Origin of the sequence: Bradyrhizobium lablabi, assembly GCF_001440475.1 — a bacterium.
Taxonomy (GTDB): domain Bacteria; phylum Pseudomonadota; class Alphaproteobacteria; order Rhizobiales; family Xanthobacteraceae; genus Bradyrhizobium; species Bradyrhizobium lablabi.
Window position 1 is genome coordinate 152,830 of the sequence record NZ_LLYB01000053.1, and the last position, 23,469, is coordinate 176,298.

Here is a 23,469-nt window from a genome sequence, read left to right on the forward strand (position 1 = left end):
TGCGCACCTTCCTGAACGACTGCCTAAATTGGGTCCAAATGTTACGACCGTGTTGCCAAGGCCTTGGCCGAGGTTGCGGCCTGTTCTCAAATCGGTGGCTGGGCCATGTCTGAAACAGTTCGTTCACTCAGCACTTCCGGGTTAGCGCCGAAAAGGCAGATCCAAACTTGGTCAGATGCGCTGACGGATCTCTGCGGTCAGTTCGATGTTGATCCGCTGGAGGGTTCCTCGCTTGAGGGCCGGATTAATTACACCACCGTCTCGCAGTTGAAGCTGTGCCAGATCGAGGCAAGCCAGCATCGTATCGCGCACACGGTCTCCGGCACCAAGCTGAGCGAACATCCCTACGTCAAGATCCTGTTCCAGACCTACGGCATCTCGCATTTCGAACAGGCCGGCCGGCGCATGGACATCATGCCCGGCGATTGCCTCGCCTATGACGTCTCCTGCCCGCACACGATCGTCAGCCCCTCGCTGACCCGGCATGAGGTCGTGATCGTGCCGAAGGAACTGCTTCACGAACGCGGCTTCCGCACGTCGAAGATGTTGCCGTGCAAGCTTTCCGCGCGTAACGGCACCGGCCGCATCGCCTACGACTTCGTGCACACCGCGTTTGACGAAGCGAACAGGCTATCGCCCTACAACGCGATCGGCGTCGCCGATTCGCTGATCGACTTGCTGCTGTTGCCGCTGCGCGAGGCCGACACGATGTTCGATCGCGTCGGTCCCGAAGCAATGTACATCCGCGCCCAGGCTTTCATCCGCGAACATTTGCGCGACCCGGAGCTTTGCATCGACCAGATCTCGGCGGCACTGGGCTGCACCAAGCGCTATCTGCACATGCTGTTCAGCGACAAGGGCATGACCGTCAGCGATTACATCTGGCGGGCGCGGCTGCTGCACTGCCGGCAGGAACTGGAGACCCAGCACGGAAAGACGATCACGGACGTCGCGTTTTCGTGGGGCTTTTCCAGCTCGTCGCATTTCAGCCGCGTGTTCCGGAAGCATTTCGGCTTCGTTCCGTCCGCCATCCACAAGGCTCCGCATATCGCCCCGGTCCCGGACGCTTCCTGAAGAGGAATCGTTAGGCGCTGAAATCCCCGGACCCCTCGCCTGTCCCGGCGGCGGTAGTTGCTGTCGCTGCGACACCGATCAGAAGGTCGCTTTCAGCCCTGCATAGAAGGCGCGCGGCCGCGCCGGGCTAATCGTGCGAGGGTCGGTGAAATCCGCGCCAGTGGCGAAATTTGGCACAGCACCTGTATCGAAGAACGTCCCGTAAGTCGCGTAGCGATTGTCGAAGATATTGTCGACGCGGCCGTAGAGCTGGAAGGTTTTGTTGATCTGATACGAGGCGTGCAGGTTGAAAACCGAATAGCCGGGAAGCCGCGCAGCCTGGTTGGATTCATCGCCGACAAAATACTGGCTGCCGACGAACAACGCATCGCCGCCGACCTTGAGGGCGTCGGTGATCGAATAGTCGACGCCAAGCTTGACCCGGTTGCGCGGTATCGCCGGAATTCGGTTGCCCGGAACGACGTGAATCTTGCCGTCGGCATCGGCGAACGGACTGTGGGAGTCGAGCGTCAGGGGGTCGAGGAAGCGCGCGTCGACCAGGGCGTAGCTGGCATAGAGCTGCAGCGTCTTTGACGTCAGATTGACCTGGGCTTCGATGCCCTGGCGTCGCGTCCTGCCGACATTCTGGAAATAGCCGAAGCCCTGCAGCTCGCTGGGAATTGCCAGGATGTCATCGGCATTGGTCGCGCGGAACCCCCCGACCTTCCATCCGAGCGTTCCGATGGTCAGCTCCTTGGTGCCGCGGAAGCCGGCTTCGACGGTGCGGGACACGACCTGCTTTAAGGGCGGATCCGCGATCAGGAATGCCGCGACGATACAGGGGCGCGCAGGGTCGGCGCAGGCGAGCTCCAGCGGGGTTGGCGCGCGATTGGCCTCGGAATAGCCGGCATAGGCAGTCAGCTCAGGCGTAACCTTGTAAGTGCCGCCGATCATCGGGTTGAAGCGGCTGAACGTATGACTGCCGTTGAGGTCGGTGCCGATCAGATCCTGAAGGTTGATGCTGGCATAATTGAACCGGCCGCCGCCGGAGATTGAAAACCGGTCCGTCACGTCGAACGTGTCGAGCGCATAGAGCCCGGTGTAGCGGTTGGTGGCGCGAAGCGAGACCGGACCGATCGAAATCGGTGTGCCGGATGGCCCGAGGAAGATGCCGCTACCGCTGACGACGTAGTTTGGACTGATCGTGCCGAGTTCCGCGCTGGCACCGAAGCGGGTGACGCCGGAGTCGAAACTGGTGCCGACCATGAACTGGTTGTTGTGTCCGAACAACTGGTCGGTATTGGTGGCCTGCAGGGTCACACCGGTCGTCGTCGAACGGGTGGTCGTCCGGTCGATCTGCCCCAGCACGGCGTCGGTTGGGAACGTATTTGCAAGCTGGACTCCATTGAGCCCGTTCGCTGGCGCTCCCGGCACGGTGTCTTCTTCGTTGAAGCAAAGCAGCGTCGGATCGCCAATACATGGCTTCGTCTCGGTCGGGTTGCCATCGACCGTCTTCTGCCGGAACGCTCGGACGCGCGCCGAGCCCTCGATCGTCCAGGTTGGCGTCACCTCGACCTTCCCGGTGAGGTTGGCGTAGGCCACGCGGTTATCAGTGGTCTGCGGTGTCGTGTAGGTCGCGCCCCAGTCTTTCTGCAGCAGTTCAACCGGAACGGCCGCCGAGGCGCCGAAATTGTTCTTGGCGACGCCGACGTTGAGATGAAATTCGCTGCTGTCGGTGCGGTAGCCAACATCGCCATAGAAGCGCCGGATCGCGGATTCCGAAAAATTGCGATAGCCGTTGTCCCGCACGCCTTCGAGCGCGCCATAGACGGAAAAATTGTCGACCTGCTTGCCATATTGAGCCGAACTCTGGATACGTCCGAACGAGCCGCCCATGGTGTTGATTTCGGCACCCTTGTAGTTGAAGCCGTCCTTCATCGTCACATTCACGGCCCCGCCGAGCGCATTGAGTCCGAACGCGGGATTATTGGTTACAACGGTGACCGACCTGATTGCGGCGGTTGGGATCAAGTCCCAATGGACGGTGTCGCCGAACGCTTCGTTGATGCGCATTCCGTTCTGATACACCGCAAGCCCCTGAGGGGTACCGGCGACCGGGGATGCAACAAAGCCGCGAAACTGGATGTCTGGCATAAACGGGTTGCCGGTCGTATCGCTAATGATGACACCCGGCACCTGTTGCTGCAGCGCGTCCGCGATGTTCAGCGAGTCCGTGCGCGCGATCTGCGCGGCGCCAACGGCATTGACCGCTGCGGGCACCTTGTCGACGTCCACTCCCGACCGGGCCGTCGGCGTCGGCGCAGTTGGGTAGACAAAGACCCTGCGCACATTTCGGACGGGCTGAGACGCGGTACTGCCGCGGGCCGGTCTGGCCGCCGGCCTGGCTGATGTCGGCGGGGCAACAACCTCGATCGCCGGCAAAACCTCACTAGCTGCGGGTGCGGTTTGGGCCTGAGCACAGTCCAGCCCGGGAACCAGACAGATCGAGATCGTCCCGACCACCCGTACGCGTGCACCCATATTCCCACCCCACCCCACACCGGCCTGTCCCCTGCCGGTTCGATGCGGATGATACTAGTGAGAAGGCAAGGATGCGCGCTAGCCGCAAAAGGTCTGGTTCCTCACCTTGCATTCCTCCCGACGGGGACCGGGACAAATTCCCGGACAGCAGCTCGCGATCGATCAAGGATTCGACCCATGGGGAACGACCGCCTCGACCGTGACGCCCCCATTATCGGAGACGATATTCAGCGTCCCGCCCAACGCCAGAATTCTCTCGCGCATGCCAACCAGGCCGAAGCCGGACTTGTGATCCGGCGCCAGGCCGCGGCCGTTGTCGCTGACCCGCACCACGGCGCAGCCGCGACTTCCATGGATGCCTTCGGCCTGTTCGACCGTGACGCTGACGGACGTCGCGTCGGCGTGGCGGAAAGCGTTCGTCAGGGCTTCCTGGACGGTGCGGTAGATCGTCAGATCCGCGACTTCACCGCCCTCACCCGGCGCGCATGCAATGTTCGCCTCAATGGCAACATCGGGACGGGACTCACGCCACAATCGCAGCAGTACGCCGAGCGCCTCGGATAGTCCAAGCTCCGCAAGCCCGACCGGCCGCAGCTTCTCCAAAATCCTGCGGTTGAATTGCTGAAGCGCATTGATCTGCTCCATGATGGCGGTGGCATGCTTGCGCAACGCATCGGCGCTCGGTGCACGCCCATCCTCGGACAGCCGCGTCAGCGCGCCGGCGTGGGCGCGGAGCGTAAAGAGATACGGCCCGAACTCATCATGCAATTCGCGCGCAATCTCCTTGCGCTCCATATCCTGCAGCGAGACCGTGCGTTCGGCGAGCCGGCGTTTGTCCTCGACGGCCTCGCCGAGGGCGCCCGCAAGGTGGTTCAGCTTGGCACAGATTACCGCCAGTTCGGGCGCGCCGCCCGGCTCGACACGCGAAGCGTACTGTCCGGCCTCGATGTTCGCCATGGTCTGCGAAAGCGCCTGCAGCGGCGCCAGCGCGCGGCCGACCACCATCATCGTAACCAGAAAGAGCGCGATGGCCAGCGCAGAACTGACCGCGAGCTGGGTCACGATTCCATCCCAGATCTCGGCCACCTCGTCGTTCGGATGCGAGGTGATCAGCAGCGATTGCGGCTTGCCGTGGATCGTGATCGGTACGCTCACGGTGGTGGTTTCCGGATGAACGAGCGCGATGAACCACGCCGGTGGCGACCGTTCCCCATCGCCATTGCCGGCGTGGTCGGCGGTGGCAACATCGCCCTGCCGTGTGATGCTGACATGACGGAGCCGGCTGAGGTCGGAGACGATCTGGTTCAGCCGCGCATCCGGGTCCGGCGCCTCGTTCAGGCTTGGCACGATCGTCTCGACGAACTCGCGCGCCAGCCGGATGACGCTCTGATCTTCGGCGCGAACACGGGGCGCCGCCTCTACCACCAGCCGCGCGATGTTGATGGCTAAACCTAACGTGAGCCCCAGCGCCAGCAGCAAATTGATCCGGGAACGCAACGATAATTTCTGCCACATGACGTTTGCCCCAATCGCGTCGCAATCAGTTCCCCGACGAGAGGACCGTTGACAGTCGAAAAACCGACGATCAGATTGAAGCGTACAGCAATCGCGTCGGCGTTGCATGATCGGCCTCGCGCCGGCGACATGCAGCTTGACGCGATGCAGCAATACGATGGAAGCAACTTTGTGATCGATGTAATGGGATCGATGTAATGCGTGTACTGATCGTCGATGATCATCCCATCGTGGCTTCGGGCTGCCGCACCGTGTTTGCCGACGATCCGGAGGTCGTGCTGCTGGAGGCTGCCGACGCGGAGAGCGGCGAACGCGTGTTCATCGCCGAGCGGCCCGACATCTGCGTGATCGATATCAACCTGCCGACCGTGTCGGGATTCGAACTGGCGCGGCGCATTCTTGCGCGCGCCGCTTCCGCGCGAATCATCATGTTCAGCATGAACGACGATCCGGTCTTCGCCGCACGCGCCATCGACATCGGCGCCAAGGGTTATGTCGCGAAAACAGGCGATCCGCAGGATCTGGTCGAGGCCATCCGTGAAGTCGGCAAGGGCGGCGTCTATCTGCCGTCCGCGATCGCGCGAAGCATCGCCTTTGCCGGACCTGCATTCGCCCGCAGCCCGCTTTCCAAACTCACGTCGCGGGAGATGGAAATCCTCCGCCTGCTCAGCGCGGGCAAGAGCCTTTCCGAGATCGCTTGGCTGGTTCATTCATCGTACAAGACCGTTGCCAACACATCGTCGATCATGCGCCAGAAACTCGGCGTGCGAACTTCCGCCGAACTGGTGCGGCTGGCGATCGAAAGCGGCATCGGCGTAACCGTGCCGCACGGCGCCGGAGTAGCAAGATCATGACCATGCAGACCGTTTCGCTCAACACGTCATACGGCGGAACGCAAGGCGTGTATCGACATGCCAGCGGCGAAGCCCGCACCGACATGACCTTCTCGGTCTATATCCCTCCGCACGCCGCCGGCGCCAGGCTGCCGGTGGTCTGGTATCTCTCGGGCCTGACCTGCACCCATGCCAACGTCACGGAAAAAGGCGAATTTCGCAGCGCCTGCGCCGAACTTGGACTTATCTTCGTTGCACCCGACACCAGCCCGCGCGGCGAAGGCGTGCCCGGTGATCCCGCCAATGCCTATGACTTCGGGCTTGGCGCCGGCTTCTATGTCGATGCGACACAAGAGCCGTTCGCCCGCAATTACCGCATGTGGAGCTACGTGACGGAAGAACTGCCGAAGCTGGTCGCTGACAAGTTTCCCGTCGATCCTGATCGGCAATCCATTTTTGGTCACTCCATGGGCGGCCACGGTGCACTGACGGTCGCGTTGCGCCATCCGGGCCGCTATCGCGCGGCCAGCGCATTCGCGCCGATCGTCGCTCCCTCGCAGGTGCCATGGGGCATCAAGGCGCTCGGCGGTTATCTCGGCAGCGACCGGCAAGCATGGCGCAAGCACGATGCGGTAGCCTTGATCGAGGACGGCGCCAGGCTGCCAGATCTATTGGTCGACTACGGTGATGCCGATCAGTTCTTGATGGAACAGCTCCGCCCCGAACTGCTGCAAAGCGCATGCGAGAAGGCCAAGATCCCCCTCACCTTGCGCCGGCAGCCCGGCTACGATCACAGCTACTACTTCATTTCCACCTTCATGGGCGATCATCTGCGTTGGCACGCCGCGCGCCTGAAGGGCTGAAACGACGCAGTCCCTGCGCGGCAGAATTGAGTTGCAAGCCCAGACAATTCGGTCATGGTTCAAGCCAACGGCCTTCCGGAGTAAGTCGAGAAGGCCTGTCAGGGAGAAGCCATGATCCGATGGGTGGTCGCTGCGATCGGCTTGAGCATCGCGGCTACCCCCGTGCTCGCGGCCGACGCAACCGAGATCGGCATCGGCTATCTCGGCCGCGCCGGCGTGAAACCGAAATTGTCGCTCGTCGAATTGCCGGCCGAGAACGATGGCGTGGCCGGCGCGCGCCTTGCCATCGAAGACAACAACACCACGGGCAAGTTCCTCAATCAGCGCTTCACGCTCGAAGAGGTCCGGCTCAAGGACAATGAGGACGTCGCGAAAGCCGCGGCGACGCTTGCCGAGCGCACCGGCTTCATCATTGCCGATCTTCCGGCGGACGATCTCTTAAAAGCGGCTGACACGCTTCGCGATCGCGGGGCGCTGCTGTTGAACGCCGGCGCCATCGACGACCGGTTGCGCGAGCAGGATTGCCGCGCCAACGTCATCCATGTCGCGCCGACGCGCTCGATGCTCGCGGATGCGCTCGCCCAATATCTGGTGTGGAAGCAGTGGAAACGCTGGCTGCTCGTCGTCGGCTCGCATGATCAGGACAAGCTCTATGCCGACGCCTTGCGCCGCGCGGCGACGCGGTTCGGCGCCAAGATCGTTCAGGAACGAACGTTTGAGGATACCGGCGGGGCCCGCCGCACCGACAGCGGCGTCACCCTGATCCAGCGGCAAATGCCGACCTTCACGCAACAAGCGCCGGCCTATGACGTCCTCGTCGCGGCCGACGAGAGCGAGGTGTTCGCGTCCTATTTGCCCTATCGCACCTGGGACCCGCGCCCCGTCGCCGGCTCGGCAGGCCTGGTTCCGACCAGCTGGCACGCCGCACAGGATCAGTGGGGCGCGATCCAGATGCAAAACCGGTTTGTAAAGTTGAACTCGCGACACATGACCGCATTGGACATGCAGGCGTGGACGGCAGCACGCATGATCGGCGAAGCCACATCGCGCACGAGGTCCGGCGATCCAAAGGCGGTATCGGATTTCCTGAAAGGACCGGACTTTTCGGTTGCGGCGTTCAAGGGCCGGCGGTTGACATTGCGGGACTGGAACCTGCAGCTTCGCCAGCCGATCCTGCTGGTCGATGGGCGCATGGTGGTCTCGGTCTCCCCGCAGGAAGGATTCCTGCATCAGGTGTCGGAGCTCGACACGCTTGGCGCCGATCGGCCGGAGACGAAATGCAAATTGCGTTGAGGAGGACGAAATTGCGCATGTGGCGTCACTGCCTGATTTCCGGAATGGCCCTCTGGCTCGCGGCGGCGAGCCCCGCATCGGCCTTCATCGCCTATGTCTCCAACGAAAAGAGCAACACCGTAACGGTGATCGATACGAACAACTGGTCCGTCATCAAGACCATCAAGGTCGGCCAGCGCCCGCGCGGGATCGAGTTCACGCGGGACGGCAAGTTCGTGTTCGTCGCTGTCGGTGACGACGACAGCATCCAGGTCATCGACGTGGCGAAGCAGGAGGTTGTCGATACCCTGCCCTCGGGCCCCGACCCCGAACTGTTCGCCCTCGATGCCGAGGGAAAGATTCTCTACGTCGCCAACGAGAACGACAACACGGTGACCATCATCGACGTCGAGAAGCGCGCCCGTCTCGGCGACATCCAGGTCGGCGTCGAGCCTGAAGGCATGGCCATCAGCCCGGACGGCAAGATCCTGATCAATACGTCCGAAACCACCAACATGGCGCATTTCATCGACACCGCGACGCGCCAGATCGTCGCCAACGTCTTGGTCGATGCCCGCCCGCGCTACGCGGAGTTCAAGCGCGACAATTCGGAGGTGTGGGTCTCGTCCGAGATCGGCGGCACCATTTCGGTGATCGACCCGGCGAAGCGGGAGGTGACCAAGAAGATTACATTCGAGATTCCCGGGCTTCGCAGCGAAGCCATCCAGCCGGTCGGCATCGCCATGACCAAGGACGGCAAAACCGCTTTCGTCGCGCTCGGCCCTGCCAATCGCGTCGCCGTCGTCGATACCGCCAGCCACAAGGTAACAAAGTATCTGCTGGTCGGTCAGCGGGTCTGGCACATGGCATTCACCCCGGACGAGAAATATCTAATGACGACCAATGGCGTCTCGAACGACGTATCGGTGATCGACGTCGCCGCGCAAAAGGTCATCAAGACGATCCAGGTCGGCGAACTGCCCTGGGGTATCACGATTGCACAACCATGACGGCCACTGACGCATTTTCCTCCGGTCAGGATACACGGGACATCCCTTCCCGGCCCGACGTCATGGCGGCGCCGGCACTGTCGATCGATGGCGTCAGCCACGCCTATGGCGCCCGGCGCGCGCTGATCGACATCGGCTTTTCCGTCGCGCCCGCAAGCTTCACGGCGTTGCTCGGCCTGAACGGCGCCGGCAAGAGCACGCTGTTCTCGCTGATCACGCGCCTGTTCGGAATACAACATGGGCGTATCGGAATTTTCGGCCATGACGTCGCGCGTACTCCCGGCGAAGCGCTCCGGCTGCTCGGCGTGGTGTTTCAGCCCCGTACCCTCGATCTCGACCTTTCGGTGACGCAGAACCTGCTGTATCACGCCGCCCTGCACGGCATCGGCCGGCGCGATGCCCGCGGGCGCAGCCATGAGGTACTGGCGCGCATCGGCCTTGCCGACCGCGCCGGCAGCAAGGTGCGCGATCTCTCCGGCGGCCAGATGCGGCGACTGGAAATCGCGCGGGCGCTGTTGCACCGTCCACGCCTGCTGCTGCTCGACGAGGCAACCGTCGGCCTCGACGTCAAGGCGCGCGCCGACATTCTCACCCACGTCCGCGAGCTTGTGGCCGAACAGGGAATCAGCGTGCTGTGGGCGACCCATCTGTTCGACGAAATCGGCGCGAGCGATGATCTCGTCGTCCTGCATCAGGGCCGGGTCTTGGCCAAGGGCGAGGCACCGCGCGTGATCGCCGATGCCGGCGGCAGCGACATCAACACGGCGTTCATGCGATTGACCGGCTCCGCCGAACCGAGCGCAGGCGCGACGTCATGACCTCGACAACCATCACGCCAACCCGGAGCGGCTTCTCGGCGGCCGAATACCTCACCTGCCTGAACGGCATCGTGTGGCGCGAGGCGCTTCGCTTTCTGCATCAGCGCGAACGCTTCATCTCGGCGCTGGTGCGGCCGCTGGTCTGGCTGTTCATCTTCGCCGCCGGCTTCCGCCAGGTGCTCGGCCTCTCCATCATCCCGCCCTATGAGACCTACATCCTGTATGAGGTCTACATCGCGCCCGGCCTGATGGCGATGATCCAGCTCTTCAACGGCATGCAGTCCTCGCTCTCGATGGTCTACGACCGCGAGATGGGCAATATGCGGACGTTGCTGGTAAGCCCGCTGCCGCGCTGGTTTCTCTTGTCCTGCAAGCTACTGGCGGGAACCGCGGTCTCGTTGCTTCAGGTCTACGCCTTCCTGCTGATTGCCTGGTTCTGGGACATCGCGCCGCCGCCGGCCGGCTATCTCACCGTGCTGCCGGCGCTGGTCCTGTCGGGCCTGATGCTCGGCGCGCTCGGCATGCTGATCTCTTCCGGCATCAAGCAGCTGGAGAACTTTGCAGGCGTGATGAACTTTGTCATCTTTCCGATGTTCTTCGCCTCATCAGCGCTCTATCCGCTGTGGCGCATCCTGGAGAGCAGCCCGATGCTCTACTATGTCTGCTTGTTCAATCCGTTCACGCATGCCGTGGAGCTGATCCGCTTTGCGCTGTACGGACAGGTCAACTGGATCGCGCTTGCGGTCGTCGGGGGCTGCACGATCGTCTTCATGGTCGGCGCCATCCTGGCATACGATCCATCGCGCGGCCTGATACGCCGCGGGCCGGCCGGAGGCGAGACATGAGATACCGGAGTGCGATCGCCGTATTTCTTGCCATGACGGTCATCAGCGGACGCGCCCAGGCCGCCGATCCGCGCTATCCGGACTGGCCGTGCACCCAGGCCAAGGTGCCCGAAATTTCGCTGGCCGCGGTGTGGGCAGGCCCGCCGCTCGACGACGCCTCCGGTAAATGGAAGAATGACGCCAAGGTCAGCTCGCTGGTTGCGAAGCTTGCGGCAAGACGAACTCCGCTTGAGGAAGCGCAAAAGGCAATCACAGAATATCTGAGCGGTGCGGCCGACAAAGCCGCCAGTGGGAAATTGTTGTTTGCCGGCCTGTTCGAAGCGCTCAATGCCCAACGCTCCCAGGTGATGAACGGGCTGGAACGCGTCACGCGGAAGCAACGCGAGGCGGCGGAGAAAATCCGCGCCGATACGCTGGCCCTGCAGGCGCTGCAGGGTGAAACGCCGCCCGATCAGACCAAGGTCGACGAGCTCGGCAACCAGCTCGTCTGGCAGACGCGCATTTTCGAAGACCGGCGGAATGTCATCAAATTCGTCTGCGAGGTGCCGACGGCGATCGACCAGCGACTATTCGCGCTCGGGCGAACGATTCAGCAGGAGATCGAATAGTCGTTTTTGTTTGAGCATGATCTTCTCGCAAAACCGCTACACTCTTTTCCGGATCATGCTCTAACGCGGCGATGCGGTCTCCTCACCTGTCCGTGGCTCCGGCTGCGATTCCACCAGCGGCAAGCCGGCGCGTTCCCAACTGTCGGTTCCTTCCGGGTACCAGGCCACGTTCGAATAGCCATACGACAGGATTCGCTTCGCCGCGTTCCAGGACATCCAGCAATCGGCTTGGCAATACACCACGACCAGCGCGGCCGTGTTGCCGGCTGTGGCGCGAACGAGCCCGCGCCGCAGATAGTCTTCCGTCACGGCCGCGAGCTTTCCGTAACCGGTGTCCGGTAGCCACACGCTGCCGGGAATATTGAGCCGCGGCTTGTCACGCCAGATCGTGCCTTCGGGAAGATTTGCCGGTTTCGGCGCGCGAGGCATGACGTCGATGAACACGCCCGTCTTCGCCCGCCAGATCGACTCCGCCTCCGCGGTCGTCAGAACCCGCGCGCCGGCAAGCGTTGCAGGAACCGGCGCACGGTAATCCTGCATGCGGTAGTCGCCGGGTTCGGGAGGTCTTTCCTGCGCGAGGGGCGAGACGATGAACGGGAACGCCGCGAGGATCAGGCCTGCGAGCGCTGCCCTCATTGCGCTTTCGTTGCCGTCTCCGCGCCGATCGGCCGGTCATTCTCGTCGAGCAGGGGAACGCCGTAGTCGAGCAGTATCTTGTTGATGGCGGGCTGGTTTTCCTGGATCAGGCGGTTGAGCAGCCGCTTCCAGTTCTGGTCTGCCCCGCGCACGCCCATGCCGATACGAAACGTCAATCGCGGGCCGGTCGTTTCCTTCACGAGCGGCGTGACATGGAGCGGCGGGTTTGCCTTCTTGGCATAGAAGCCTGCGTGCGGTCCCCACAAAATGGCGGCATCGATCTGGCCGGACATCAGGTCATTGATCATGGCCTCGGCCGACGAGTCCAGGCGGGTATCAACCATCAGCTGATAGGGCTTGGCATTCGCCATCAGGCCGTTGACGGCCATGTTGGTGCCGGGCGGCGTGCCGGCGACGATGCCGATATGCTTGCCTTTCAGGCGCTCGTCTTCCAGCGTCGCAACGTCTTCGAGGCCGCTGCCTTGCTTGGCGACCAGCGCATAAGCGGTGCGATAATAGGGATTGGTGCCCTGAACCAGATCATCGCCCTGCGGGAAGCCCATGATGACGTCGCATCGATGCGCACCAAGGGTCATGCGGACGAAGCCGGTCGCCTGCGGAAAGTACATGTAGTCCAGCTTCTTGTTCAGCTTCTCGGCGAACAATTCCGCGAGCTTGTTCTCGAACCCCTCGCCCTTGTCGTTGGAGAACGGCAGGTTGCGCGGATCGGCGCACACCCGAAGCACCTTGGGATCGACCAGTTCGATCGACAGATCGCCGCTCTCCTTGATCTGTGCGCGCGCGACGTCCGGCCCTAGCAGTACCGCGAAGATCGCCACCATGGAAATCGCCAGCCAGCGCTTTTGTCCGGCATATGTCATCGAAAGCTGCTGCACTTGCGGTCCGCCATGGTTGCCAATTCCAAAAAACTATCGGCAACTTCGACGAACAAGTTCCGTTGAAGCCACAGACGAGCAAAATGCTATGCTTGTCAATTGGGGGCTGCAACAGGAATAATGTTGGTGACGGACTCGATGCCTGTGCTGCGACGCAAACATTGCCGCGATGAAACTGCACTCGCCGATCGTGCTTCGTGGTGGACGGAGGCCGAAATATGGCTCGCCCCGCATTGATCCTTGCCGCGCTCGTGATGCTTGCGCCGGCGTCATCCTCGCTCGCGCAGCAACGGGAATTGCCGGTCGACTCCATTGCGGATGGCGTATTCGTGCACACCGGCCAGACGGCACAGATGACGCGCGAGAACAACGGCGCGATCGCCAATGTCGGCTTCGTCATTGGCGAGGATGCGGTTGCGGTGATCGATACGGGTGGCAGCCTCCGCGAAGGACAGCAATTGCTGGCAGCGATCAGAGCCCGGACCAACAAGCCGGTCCGTTACGTCATCAATACCCACGGCCATCCCGATCATTTTTTCGGTAACGGCGCCTTCGTGCAGGACGGAACGAGCTTTCTCGGCCACGCCAACCTGCCGCGTGCGCTGGCCGCGCGCGGACAATTCTATCTCGACGCCTTTCGCCGCACGATGGGCGATCAACTGATCGACGAAATACGCATCGTACCGCCGACGCGGCTCGTCAGCGGCACGCTCAATCTCGATCTCGGCGGGCGAAGCCTCGCCTTGCGGGCCTGGCCTGCCGCGCATAGCGATTGCGATCTTACCGTGCTCGATGAAAAGACCGGGACCCTGTTCGCGGGTGACCTCGTATTTCTCACCCATACGCCCGTGCTGGACGGCAGCATCCGCGGCTGGCTCGGCGTCATCGGTGAACTCGCCGCGCTACCCGCGCAGCGCGTGGTTCCCGGTCACGGCCCCGTGAGCGAATGGCCAGCCGCCCTCGCCGACGAGCGCCGCTATCTTGAAACCCTGGCCTCGGACGTGCGCCGACTGGTCGCCCGCGGCGAGCCGATCGCAGCGGCCGCTACTGCAGCGGGCTCCGAGCGGTCCCGGTGGGAGCTGTATGATGACTTCAACGCCCGCAACGCAACCGCGGCATTTTCGGAAATTGAATGGGAATAGCCGGCGCAGTGCCCTATATTGCGCCCGCTGCTTCCATTCGCGTGAAGGTGGTGACCATGCCTGGATATCTCTGTCGCCTGTTCGCTGTCGCTGGCTTGCTGCTGTTCGGCGCGCCGCTGGCGCTTGCGGCCGAGACCAATGACGCCTGGCCCGGCCTGGTCCAGGATATCTTCAACAACCGTCCGATGAGCGACGGCAGCGACGTGATCGGCATCGAGATGCCTGTTCGCGCTGAGGATGCGGCCATTGTCCCCGTCACCTTGCGAACGAAGCTTTCGCCTGATGACAGCCGTCAGGTGGTGAGCATTACGCTGGTCATCGACCAGAACCCTGCGCCGATGGCGGCGAAATTCCAGATCGGTCCCGACGCCAAGGTGTCGGAGATCTCCACCCGCGTCCGCGTCAACAATTACACCGATGTCCATGCGGTGGCCGAACTCAGCGACGGCAAGCTCTACATGGCCAAGACCTATGTGAAGGCGTCCGGCGGCTGCTCCGCGCCGGCTGCCAAGAATGCCGACGAGGCCAAGGCGAGGCTCGGCCAGATGCGCTACCGGCAGTTCGCGAAGGCCGGCGAAGGTCCGGCCAGTGGCGTCCGTGAGGCCCAGATCATGATCGGGCATCCTAACAATTCCGGCCTGCAGATGGACCAGGTCACGCACCTCTATGTCCCGGCTTTCTTCGTCAACGAACTGCGGCTTTGGCAGGACGACAGCCTGGTCTTGACGATGGAAGGCGGTATCTCGATTTCGGAAGATCCCAATATCAGGTTCACTTACGTCTCGAATGGCGCGAAACGCTTCCGCGCCGAGGCAAAGGATACCGAGGGACACGTCTACCAGCGCGAATGGAAGGTCGACGATTCCGGGATCTAACGCTGGCCGCGCGCCTATGACGCTCAGAAGCAGCGTACCTCAGCTTCGGCCTGGGCCCGTCTCAATTCGTTGAGCGCGGTTGCGGCCTGCTCCGAGGTGCGGAACTGCCCGCCCAGATTTCCCCGGACCTGCGACATGCTGAGCACGGTTTCGGCCGTGACATAGCGCTCATAGGGCACAAGCGAAGCGACCACATCGACTGAACAGGAGCATTGCTCGATCGCCTGCCGCGTCTCGCCATTCGCCTTCAGGCAGCCAAAGACATACTCGACGCGCGCTGACGTCGGGTAATCGTTGATATCCTGGGCGTGCGCAATCACGACCATCGTCGTCAGCGCCACCAGCGCGGCGACAATACGTCGTAGCGATCCGACAGGCGTCATCGTCTTCCTCCCGCTGCTAACCGCGCAAGCTATGCTATGACTGGTTCGCTGAAAAGCCGACGTTCGGGGAAATCGCGCAAGGTACCATGACACATTTTGTTCGCCTGCTGTTTGCCACGGTTGTTCTGGTCTCGCTCGGCACCTGCTGCAACGCCGAGGCCTTACGCATTGCAGTGCAGAAGACCGGAACACTCGCCTGGGAACTTGCGGTAATCCGCGCGCACGGCCTGGACAAGCAAGCCAACCTTTCGGTCAAGGTGGTTGAACTGGCGACCCCCGAGGCCGGCAAGATTGCGCTTCGCGCCGGGAATGCCGACGTCGTGGTCACCGACTGGCTCTGGGTGTCGCGCGAGCGCAGCCTTGGCGCCAAACTGACATTCTATCCCTATTCGAGCGCGCTCGGCGCCGTGATGGTCCCTGCCGCTTCGCCGATCCAGACCTTGGCCGATCTCAAGGGCCGCAAGCTCGCCATCGCGGGCGGCCCGATCGACAAGAACTGGCTGCTGTTGCTGGCATGGTTGAAGCAGAGCGGTATCGACCTGAAATCGGATGCGACAATCGCCTACGGCGCGCCACCGCTGCTGGCTGCGAAGACGCTGAGCGGCGAAATGGATGCGACCTTGAACTACTGGAATTTCTGCGCCGCGCTGGAAGCAAAGGGCTTTCGCCGCGTTGCCGGCATTGAGGATCTGCTGCCGAAACTGGGCGCCAAAGGCCGCACCGCGATGATCGGCTACGTCTTCGACGAAAAATGGGCCAACGCAAACCAGGACAAGATCGCCCGATTCATCGCCATGACCCGCGCGGCGAAAGAGATCCTGTCGACCTCGGACGCGGAGTGGGAGAAAATTTCGCCGCTGACCGGCGCTCCGGACGCCGCAACGTTGCGCGCCTATCGCGATCGCTATCGGGAGGGAATTCCGCGCCGCACGATCGCCGATGAAGAAGCCGACGCGCGCATTCTCTATCGCGTGCTGGCCGGAATCGGCGGTCACGAGCTTGTCGGACCGGCGTCTGAACTGGATGCCGGAACGTTCTATCATGCGATCCCGGGAGATTGAGGTGCCGCGGCTGCTGTCATTCGCCATGTTCTTCGCAATCTGGTGGACTGCCGCGCTATTTGCCGGTGATGCAAAGCTGCCGCCTCCCCCCGCCGTGCTCACGGCCATGATGGCGGAAGCAAGGTCGGGTGACCTGTTCTTTCATCTCGGCGCGACATTGGCGCGCGTGACGCTCGCCTTTACGCTGGCGATGGCGCTGGGCGCTGCCATCGGCTACCTGATGGGCCGGGTACGGCTAGCCGACCGGCTCGGCGACCCCTGGCTGATCCTGCTGCTCAATCTGCCGGCGCTCGTGGTCATCGTGCTCGCGTACATCTGGGCCGGGCTGACCGAAGTCGCCGCCATTGCGGCCATCGCCATCAACAAGCTTCCGACCGCTGTCGTTACGCTGCGTGAGGGGGCACGTGCCCTGGACGCTTCACTTGACGAGATGGCGACGGTGTTTGCGTTGCCGCGCTGGAGCAAGTTCCGGCACGTCATCTTGCCGCAACTGTCGCCCTATATCGCAGCTGCCGCCCGATCTGGATTGTCCCTGGTCTGGAAGATCGTTCTGGTTGCGGAGTTACTCGGCCGCCCGAACGGCGTTGGTTTCGAGATTGGCGTGGCGTTCCAGCTATTCGACATTCCGCTATTGCTTGCCTACTCGCTGAGTTTCGCGGCGATCGTGCTGCTCATTGAAACCTTGTTGGTGCAGCCGTTTGAGGCCCGGTTAACCCGGTGGCGTCCCCGTGCGGCTTGAAGTCGATATCACGAGCAAGACGTTCAGGAACGCTGCGGGCGAACAGCACGACGTCATCAGCGGCGTGGCCTTTGCACTTGCTGCAGGAGAAGTCGGCGTATTGGTCGGTCCATCCGGTTGCGGCAAGAGCACGATACTGCGGATTCTCGCCGGCCTGGACCCCGACTTTCAAGGCCGCGTCTCGCGTCCGGCCGGCGCGCGGATCGGCTTCGTGTTCCAGGAGCCACGGCTGCTGCCGTGGCGGTCGGTCGAAGAAAATGTGCGACTGGTCGCGCCTTTGGCCGATGAAGCGAAGCTTTTAGCACTCTTCGAAATTCTGGAACTGAAGGCGCATCGCAACCATTTTCCCGGCGAGCTATCGCTCGGCCTCGCCCGGCGCGTTGCGCTCGCTCGTGCCTTCGCGATCGAGCCCGAATTCCTCATTCTCGATGAACCGCTGGCCTCGCTCGATGTCGCCCTCGCCGCCCGTCTGCGCGATGAGATTGCCATGCTGATGGGCGGCCGTTCCATGATAGCGCTGTTGGTCACCCATGACGTCGACGATGCGGTTCGCCTCGGCGACCGGCTATTCCTGCTGTCGCCGCGCCCGGCTCGGGTTCTCGCCGAGTTGCCTATTCGCACGCCGCGCAGCGCTCGGGGAGACGCCGAAATCGCCGCCATCAAGTTGGACATCATGCGGCGCATCAATGGCGATCCCGCCAAGCGGGATGCCTCATAGGCAGTGTCTGAGGCCGGTGCTAACATGCGGCATCAGCGAGGTTTGATATGAAGCGCTCGATTGGAATTGCAGCGCTCGGTCTTGCTCTTGTGGCTATGACGGCAACGGCGCAGGATATGATGCGTCATGTCGACCTGTCCTCGCCCGACATGGTCTCGGCCGAATTGACCCGCGCCGAGGTCGAGGCCGCTCTTGCTGCAGCGACCGCCGCTGCGCCTGCGGACTTCACGGGAAAGCGATTATCCGGCCTCGATCTGTCGGGGCTCAACCTGTCCGGCGCCATTTTCCGCGCCGCCAAGCTCAACAAGACGAAGCTCGCCGGCGTCCAACTCGACCGTGCCATCCTCGACCAGGCATGGCTGCTCGACGCCGACCTGACCGGGGCAAGCCTGAGGGGCGCAAATCTGTTCGCTTCGCAGATGGCGCGCGCCCGCCTCGACGGCGCCGATCTTTCGGGCGCGCGCGTCGCTGCTGATCTCACCGGCGCAAGCCTCGTCGGTGCCTCGATCGCGGAGGCAAATCTGGGCGCCGACATGCGCAACCAGTCCATGGGGCTGATGCGCGCAGTGCTGAAATCCGCCAATCTTGAACGAGTGAACGCGCGCGACGCCGACCTGTCGCGGGTTGATCTCGAGTTTGCCGTGCTGAAGGACGGCAACCTCACGGGCGCGTCTCTCAAAGGAGCCCAGCTTGGAGGCGCCGACTTGACCGGTGTCACCGTCATCGATACCGATTTCGATGGTGCCGATCTCGCTTCAGCCCGGTTGATCGCCCCCATCGGCCTCGACCAGGCAAGAAATTTCGACAAGGCCAAGAATCGCGATCGTCTGACAAGACAATGACAGCTCCACCCGTTCCACGATGAAAGGATTGCCGATGCGATGGATACTGGCTCTGGTGGCGCTGTTGTCAGCGGGCGCCAATGAAGCGGCCGCGCAGGGAAAGGGAAAAGGCATCCGATTGTGGAATCTGACGACCGCGACCATTTCGGAGTTTCAACTTTCACCCGCCGGCAAGAACGACTGGGGACCGAACCAGACCCTGAACGACAAGGACAAGGAAGTCGACCACGACGAGCGCCTGCGCATCACGGGCGTGGAGCCCGGGCGCTATGACGCCAAGGTCGGCTATCGCGGCGCGAAGCACTGCTTCGTTCGCGACATCGAAATCAAGGCTGAAGCCGTGTTTTCAGTCGCGGACAAGGATCTCAAGGATTGCAACAAATAGCAGCCGCTGCAGGCGATATCAGCCAACGGATCCCTCGGCTTCGCCGGAGGCCTTGCGGTTAGTGCCGGGATATTCGCAGCGCCATTTGACCGCTGTCCATTTTGGATGCTCGCTCACCCATTGCGCGATGTAGGGCTGCGCCGCCATGGCGCATTGCCGCAACGAAACGCTCGAAGAAAAGACCAGATGCGTTTCCTCGCAGGTGGCCGGCGAGAGCACCGCACAAACCGTCACGATCAAATCTATCGGAGTCATGCCTGAGATCCCTTGAATAGTTCCCGGATCATAACGCAAACAGATACGGCAATGGGCGAAGCAAGGTTTCACACCACCGTGAAAAACCGGAACCGAACCGGCGCACCTCCCCACCCTAAAAGTTAACGCCGAACACCAGCCGCGCCTGGTGGCGGTCGAAATTGACGAGATCAAGGCTGGCCGTCGACCCCGCCGGGCGTCCCCACGCCTGGATGCTCCAGCTCGCCGTCAGCCGCGAGCGCTTCGACAATTGAAAATACGCTGTCGGACCAACGTACAGCGCCTGCCCGGCAAGCTCCTCCAGGCCGATCCCCTCATACTTTCGCAAGTACCGCGCCTCGCCGCCCAGCAGAAAACCGGGCCGCACCTGCGCCAGCACCCCAAGCGCTGCGCCTGCGGTGGAGTCACGCTCGATGGCGCTGCTGCCGACCACGCGCGTCCACTCCGGTTCGTAGAACAGATTGAACGCCGCAATGACGCGATCCGGCACCAGCTCCCGATCGAACGCCAGCCTGAATTCAGTCCCGAAACTCCGCACTGGTTCGGCCGTCGTTTCATCGACCCGATGCGCGTGCATTTCTGTCGCGAAGGTGAGCCCGAACGGCGCCGTCTCCCGATCGAGAAAACGGTAGCGAAAATCGACCGACGCGCCCTGCCAAGATAGCCCGCGCTGGTCGTCAAGACCCGGCACGCCGCTGATCAGATGCGATGCAAACGTGCTGCCGACCTCGACTCGAAAATTCTTGACCGGTACGAACTCCAGCTCAAACTCCTGGCCGAGCGCCCGATAGGTGCCGCCGCTCCTGCCGAAACGACCGGTCGTCTCGGTTTGAAATTCCCGCTCGCCGACACTGCCGACATCGGTGCCAATCATGAAGCCGAATATATGCTCGGTATCGAAGCCCTCGGCATCGGCACCGGCCGGCAGCAGCATAGCAAGAGACACGACCGCCGCCTGGAAGGTCTTTGCGCGCATAGACATTCGCATTCAGCAGGTCATCGGGTGAAGGGGCCAGAATCCATCGTTGGCCGACCCTAGCATGACGCAGGGATCGTCGGCGAGCCATCGGAACATCTGGAATGTGGGCGAAACAACGTTGCAATCCGGCCGAGAGTCTTCAACATCAACGGCCGCCCGAGGAATTCCTGTCCAATTTGGTGGGATTTGCGCCCTCTGCAGACAACGAAAAATCGTACAGCTTGCCCGGCCCACAACAACAGGCGTCGCCGGAGCCGGGCAGACCGTTTCGACGCGCTTTTATTTACGCGCCGCGCAGGCGTACATGTTGATTTCCATGCCCACCGACACTTCCACAATCTTCGGAGTCTTCCAACTCATCAGGGTCCTCCCAAGCAGTGCTGGCACGACCTCGTGCCGTCATCGAAACTAGGTTGCCCTCGAACGTAGCGCAAGCTCGGAACATCGAACGTTGATGAATCCGCACCCGCCGGACGCCGCACATTTCGCTCTTGGACAAGCCCACTTCGCTCTTGGACAAGCCGAAGCGGCGGATCGACGCAGCGCGTCGATCACTGTGGCTCGTTCGCTATCTGCCGCCGGGCGAAGAAACTATCGAGGCTGCGACGTCCGTCCCTGCGTCGGCTCCGCGCCTTAGCTAGCAATCCTTGTCTGCGGCTTTCTTGTCCGCCTTGGCGCCTTCGGCCTGCTGAGCTGCTGTCGGCTCGCCCTGCATCTGGCGCTGCGTATCCTGCGATGATGCAGCAACGTCTCCGGCCGATTTATTCATCGTACCGGTCGGCGGGTGTTGACCGGTGTTGGCGGCCATACCCGTTGTCTGGCTGTCGCCTGTCTTGGCAGGTCCGGATCCCGCGTCTTTCAGATTGGCGGCGCGGCTGGTGTCACAGGGGCCTGCGATTGCTGCGCCGGTGCTCAGGATCAGGACAGAGCAACCAGCAAGAATGAGTTGTTTCATTTTCATCTGTCTCTCCTCTTGTCGTGAAGCGTACACGACGTGACGAGGGGCAACCGACCCATTGTCCGCAGGTTCCGGGTGGCGATGTGAATATCGGCATGTTTAATCCGAGCCATGGATCTGGTGAGGAACAATCAATGGAACCGATTCACCGAGGGCTAATGAGTTTGCTTTTCACGGTGTGCCTGGCATCGGCGGCCGCTGCTCAGGACAGGCAACCTGACCAAACCACACCAAAGGCCGGCCCGGATCAGCCCGCTAATGGATCGCTGACCGGAAAAGAGCGCATGGGCAGGAAGTGGATGGACGAGCAACGGATCGACAATTGCAACGTGCCGGCCGACAAGCGCGGCAGCAAGCCACGGCCACGCGATTGCCTGCACTCTCCGTCGGGGTGATCAGCAACGACGGTGAGCCCCGACCCGCCCGTCGGATCGCGGCTTTTGTGTCTATCGCGCGGCCGACGCCGTGCGATAGACAAGCAGTCTGGCTACCGCGGCTAATCCCAGGACCAGGCGGAGAAGTCGTTCTCGAACTGCGGGACTTCCTTCCACACGCCCTTCAGCTTCTTGTTCACAACGGTGATCCATTGCGGCTGGAACAGGAAGCCGGCGACAGCGTCGGTCGCCAGCATGCGCTGCGCGTCGCCGAGCAGCTTGGCGCGTTCGGCCTCGGCCGGCGTCGCCGTGATCTGCTTGTAGAGCGCGTTGAAGGCTTCGTTGTTGTAGCCGAGATAGTAATCGGACTCGGTAATCTTCACGAGGTCGAACGGCTCGACATGCGAGACGATGGTAAGATCGAAATTGTGCGGACCGTTACCGGCAAACACCTGCGACAGCCACTGCGCCCATTCGACGTTCTCGATCTTGGCGATGATGCCGACCTTGGCGAGCTGGGCCGCGAGGACTTCGCCGCCCTGCCGCGCGTAAGGCGGCGGTGGCAGCTTGAGGCTGAGTTCGAGCGGCGTCTTGACGCCGGCTTCCGCAAGCAACTTCTTGGCCTTTTCGGGGTCATAGGGATTGATGCCGGTAGTGTCGACATAACCCAGCGATCCCGGCGTATAGAAGCTGCCGATCGGCGTGCCGAAGCCGTCGACGGCGCCGTCGATCATCGCCTTGCGATCGATCGCGGCGAGGATGGCGCGGCGAACCCGCACATCGTCGAGCGGCTTCTTTCGTTCGTTGATGCCGACGATGGTCTTGGCCCTGGAGCCGCCGATCAGCACGTTGAAGCGCGGATCGGCCTTGAACTGCGCCACGCTGCGCTGAACCGGGGCGCGTGGAATCGCGTCGACGTCCCCGGATAGCAGCGCGGCGACCTGCGCGGCGGGATCGGGGATGAAGCGGATGGTGACCTTGGAAAGCTTGATCGCGGCGGCGTTACGATAATCCGGCCATTTGTTCAGCGTGATCGACGATCCCTTGGCCCAGGAGCCGAGCGTATAGGGTCCGGTGCCGACCGGCTGCGTCGCATTGGTCGGCGCGCTCTTCGGCTCGACGATCGAGCCGCCCGCCTGCCCCAGCAGGAACGGCAGGGTTGGNTTCACAACGACGACGATCGTTTCCGCATCGGGCGCGGTGACCGATTCAAAAGCCTGGTACAGGCTCTTGTCCTTGTTGGTAGAGGTCGGCGCCGCATTGCGGTCGTAGGAGAATTTCACCGCCGCGGAATCGAACGGCTCGCCATTGTGGAATTTGACGCCCTTGCGGAGTTTGAACGTATAAGTCTTCAGGTCGGCCGACGCCTGCCAGCTCTCGGCGAGCAGCGGCGATACCGAACCGTCCTCATTGATCTTGGTCAGCGTCTCATAGAGGTTATAGAGCGTGACCTCGGCGATCGCCGCAGCCGCGGCGTTGGTGGGATCGAGCCCCGGCGGCTCCAGCGTCATCGCCATGACGACGCTGTCCTTTTTGCTCTGCGCCAGGCTTGGCAGNTGCAGCGGCCACCGCTAAAATGGTCAGTTTTTTCAGCATATTTTGCTCCCCCGGACCTGTCTCGGACAACCTAGTGCAGTCGCGAACAAAAGGCTAACCCCCTTCCGCCGCCACCGGCGGCAGCGCCATCACAGCCTCCGCGTGGTGGCATGCGGCAAGGTGCGCTGCGCCAACCGTGCGTAGCGCCGGCGCGGTGTCCCGGCAATGCTGGTCGGCCAGCGGACAGCGCGACGCATAGGCGCATCCTGTCGCGCCGGCCGACTGGGACGCGATCGGTTGCGCCCCGCGGCGGCGGCGCACCCCACCGGCGC

At 62.5% G+C, this 23,469-nt stretch carries 26 protein-coding genes and 2 pseudogenes; 16 read left to right on the forward strand and 12 right to left on the reverse strand.

All coding sequences use genetic code 11. The annotated features are described in order from the left end of the window. Positions 1–105 precede the first annotated feature (105 nt). On the forward strand, positions 106–1,074 hold the full coding sequence (locus CQ14_RS09575; protein ID WP_057857648.1) for a helix-turn-helix domain-containing protein: 969 nt from the start codon (positions 106–108) through the stop codon (positions 1,072–1,074). Between the two features lie 78 nt (positions 1,075–1,152). On the opposite strand, the gene CQ14_RS09580 is transcribed toward CQ14_RS09575, so the two are convergent. Further along, the gene (locus tag CQ14_RS09580; protein WP_057857649.1) at positions 1,153–3,594 is read right to left on the reverse strand and encodes a TonB-dependent receptor; all 2,442 of its coding nucleotides are present in this window, start codon (positions 3,592–3,594) and stop codon (positions 1,153–1,155) included. 162 nt (positions 3,595–3,756) lie between these two features. Beyond that, positions 3,757–5,109, reverse strand: coding sequence for a histidine kinase (locus CQ14_RS09585; RefSeq protein WP_057857650.1), 1,353 nt, complete (start codon positions 5,107–5,109; stop codon positions 3,757–3,759). 197 nt (positions 5,110–5,306) lie between these two features. Between CQ14_RS09585 and CQ14_RS09590 the strand changes: the two genes are divergently transcribed. The 7 genes from CQ14_RS09590 (at position 5,307) to CQ14_RS09620 (ending at position 11,358) form a co-directional block, all read left to right on the forward strand. Continuing rightward, the gene (locus CQ14_RS09590) at positions 5,307–5,963 is read left to right on the forward strand and encodes a response regulator transcription factor (protein WP_057857651.1); all 657 of its coding nucleotides are present in this window, start codon (positions 5,307–5,309) and stop codon (positions 5,961–5,963) included. Further along, positions 5,960–6,805 carry an S-formylglutathione hydrolase gene (gene fghA / locus CQ14_RS09595; RefSeq protein ID WP_057857652.1) on the forward strand — a complete coding sequence of 282 codons (846 nt, stop codon included), beginning with the start codon at positions 5,960–5,962 and terminating at the stop codon, positions 6,803–6,805. Before CQ14_RS09590 ends, fghA begins: the two co-directional genes overlap by 4 nt. A gap of 111 nt (positions 6,806–6,916) precedes the next feature. Further along, entirely contained in the window at positions 6,917–8,098 is a 1,182-nt protein-coding gene (locus CQ14_RS09600) for an ABC transporter substrate-binding protein (protein ID WP_057857653.1), read from the forward strand. A 17-nt stretch (positions 8,099–8,115) separates the two neighbouring features. Further along, positions 8,116–9,087, forward strand: a complete 972-nt coding sequence (locus CQ14_RS09605) for a YVTN family beta-propeller repeat protein (RefSeq protein WP_430650158.1) — start codon at positions 8,116–8,118, stop codon at positions 9,085–9,087. 62 nt (positions 9,088–9,149) lie between these two features. After that, positions 9,150–9,905: an ABC transporter ATP-binding protein gene (locus tag CQ14_RS09610; RefSeq protein ID WP_430650161.1), complete on the forward strand. Its 756-nt coding sequence runs from the start codon at positions 9,150–9,152 to the stop codon at positions 9,903–9,905. Then, positions 9,902–10,750: an ABC transporter permease gene (locus tag CQ14_RS09615; RefSeq protein ID WP_057857656.1), complete on the forward strand. Its 849-nt coding sequence runs from the start codon at positions 9,902–9,904 to the stop codon at positions 10,748–10,750. The genes CQ14_RS09610 and CQ14_RS09615 overlap by 4 nt, the downstream gene beginning before the upstream one ends. Next, positions 10,747–11,358, forward strand: coding sequence for a hypothetical protein (locus CQ14_RS09620; protein ID WP_057857657.1), 612 nt, complete (start codon positions 10,747–10,749; stop codon positions 11,356–11,358). The genes CQ14_RS09615 and CQ14_RS09620 overlap by 4 nt, the downstream gene beginning before the upstream one ends. 60 nt (positions 11,359–11,418) lie before the next feature. Here the strand turns inward: CQ14_RS09620 and CQ14_RS09625 are convergent, their stop codons facing one another. Further along, positions 11,419–11,994: a PQQ-dependent catabolism-associated CXXCW motif protein gene (locus CQ14_RS09625; RefSeq protein ID WP_057857658.1), complete on the reverse strand. Its 576-nt coding sequence runs from the start codon at positions 11,992–11,994 to the stop codon at positions 11,419–11,421. Further along, positions 11,991–12,875, reverse strand: a complete 885-nt coding sequence (locus tag CQ14_RS09630; RefSeq protein WP_057857683.1) for a substrate-binding domain-containing protein — start codon at positions 12,873–12,875, stop codon at positions 11,991–11,993. The genes CQ14_RS09625 and CQ14_RS09630 overlap by 4 nt, the downstream gene beginning before the upstream one ends. A 233-nt stretch (positions 12,876–13,108) precedes the next feature. Here CQ14_RS09630 and CQ14_RS09635 point away from each other — a divergent pair, with 233 nt between their 5' ends. Together CQ14_RS09635 and CQ14_RS09640 are read left to right on the forward strand one after the other, a co-directional pair. Next, a complete protein-coding gene (locus CQ14_RS09635; RefSeq protein ID WP_057857659.1) occupies positions 13,109–14,032 on the forward strand; it encodes a quinoprotein relay system zinc metallohydrolase 2 in 924 nt (307 codons plus the stop codon). A 56-nt stretch (positions 14,033–14,088) separates the two neighbouring features. After that, entirely contained in the window at positions 14,089–14,907 is an 819-nt protein-coding gene (locus tag CQ14_RS09640; protein WP_057857684.1) for a quinoprotein dehydrogenase-associated SoxYZ-like carrier, read from the forward strand. A 23-nt stretch (positions 14,908–14,930) separates the two neighbouring features. On the opposite strand, the gene CQ14_RS09645 is transcribed toward CQ14_RS09640, so the two are convergent. After that, positions 14,931–15,290, reverse strand: coding sequence for a hypothetical protein (locus tag CQ14_RS09645; RefSeq protein WP_057857660.1), 360 nt, complete (start codon positions 15,288–15,290; stop codon positions 14,931–14,933). 86 nt (positions 15,291–15,376) lie between these two features. Here CQ14_RS09645 and CQ14_RS09650 point away from each other — a divergent pair, with 86 nt between their 5' ends. From CQ14_RS09650 to CQ14_RS09670, 5 genes are read left to right on the forward strand one after another with little or no spacing between them, the layout of a single operon-like run. After that, on the forward strand, positions 15,377–16,351 hold the full coding sequence (locus CQ14_RS09650; protein ID WP_057857661.1) for an ABC transporter substrate-binding protein: 975 nt from the start codon (positions 15,377–15,379) through the stop codon (positions 16,349–16,351). Position 16,352: 1 nt separating this feature from the next. Beyond that, positions 16,353–17,090, forward strand: coding sequence for an ABC transporter permease (locus tag CQ14_RS09655; RefSeq protein ID WP_057857662.1), 738 nt, complete (start codon positions 16,353–16,355; stop codon positions 17,088–17,090). Next, positions 17,080–17,808 carry an ABC transporter ATP-binding protein gene (locus tag CQ14_RS09660; RefSeq protein ID WP_057857663.1) on the forward strand — a complete coding sequence of 243 codons (729 nt, stop codon included), beginning with the start codon at positions 17,080–17,082 and terminating at the stop codon, positions 17,806–17,808. Before CQ14_RS09655 ends, CQ14_RS09660 begins: the two co-directional genes overlap by 11 nt. 47 nt (positions 17,809–17,855) lie before the next feature. Further along, entirely contained in the window at positions 17,856–18,650 is a 795-nt protein-coding gene (locus tag CQ14_RS09665) for a pentapeptide repeat-containing protein (protein ID WP_057857664.1), read from the forward strand. Positions 18,651–18,684: 34 nt separating this feature from the next. Further along, entirely contained in the window at positions 18,685–19,035 is a 351-nt protein-coding gene (locus CQ14_RS09670; protein WP_057857685.1) for a hypothetical protein, read from the forward strand. An 18-nt stretch (positions 19,036–19,053) separates the two neighbouring features. Here the strand turns inward: CQ14_RS09670 and CQ14_RS09675 are convergent, their stop codons facing one another. The 4 genes from CQ14_RS09675 to CQ14_RS09685 form a co-directional block, all read right to left on the reverse strand. Then, a complete protein-coding gene (locus CQ14_RS09675; RefSeq protein ID WP_057857665.1) occupies positions 19,054–19,290 on the reverse strand; it encodes a hypothetical protein in 237 nt (78 codons plus the stop codon). Positions 19,291–19,405: 115 nt separating this feature from the next. Then, positions 19,406–20,272, reverse strand: a complete 867-nt coding sequence (locus tag CQ14_RS09680; protein ID WP_430650159.1) for a DUF6662 family protein — start codon at positions 20,270–20,272, stop codon at positions 19,406–19,408. A 276-nt stretch (positions 20,273–20,548) separates the two neighbouring features. Continuing rightward, positions 20,549–20,629 carry a pyrroloquinoline quinone precursor peptide PqqA gene (gene pqqA, locus CQ14_RS42080; RefSeq protein WP_035728097.1) on the reverse strand — a complete coding sequence of 27 codons (81 nt, stop codon included), beginning with the start codon at positions 20,627–20,629 and terminating at the stop codon, positions 20,549–20,551. A gap of 277 nt (positions 20,630–20,906) precedes the next feature. After that, positions 20,907–21,230 (reverse strand): hypothetical protein, encoded by a 324-nt coding sequence (locus tag CQ14_RS09685; RefSeq protein WP_057857667.1) that lies wholly within the window; start codon positions 21,228–21,230, stop codon positions 20,907–20,909. A 131-nt stretch (positions 21,231–21,361) separates the two neighbouring features. Here CQ14_RS09685 and CQ14_RS42085 point away from each other — a divergent pair, with 131 nt between their 5' ends. After that, positions 21,362–21,622 carry a hypothetical protein gene (locus tag CQ14_RS42085; RefSeq protein WP_245320273.1) on the forward strand — a complete coding sequence of 87 codons (261 nt, stop codon included), beginning with the start codon at positions 21,362–21,364 and terminating at the stop codon, positions 21,620–21,622. A 101-nt stretch (positions 21,623–21,723) separates the two neighbouring features. On the opposite strand, the gene CQ14_RS09690 is transcribed toward CQ14_RS42085, so the two are convergent. From CQ14_RS09690 to CQ14_RS45225, 3 genes and pseudogenes are all read right to left on the reverse strand, one after another. After that, a partial coding sequence (locus CQ14_RS09690) for an ABC transporter substrate-binding protein (protein WP_245320274.1) occupies positions 21,724–22,764 on the reverse strand: 1,041 nt, incomplete at its 5' end. Position 22,765: 1 nt separating this feature from the next. Further along, positions 22,766–23,157, reverse strand: a pseudogene (locus CQ14_RS45985) (ABC transporter substrate-binding protein); the annotation flags it as partial. 94 nt (positions 23,158–23,251) lie between these two features. Beyond that, positions 23,252–23,469 (reverse strand): annotated as a pseudogene (locus tag CQ14_RS45225) (peptide ABC transporter ATP-binding protein); the annotation flags it as partial.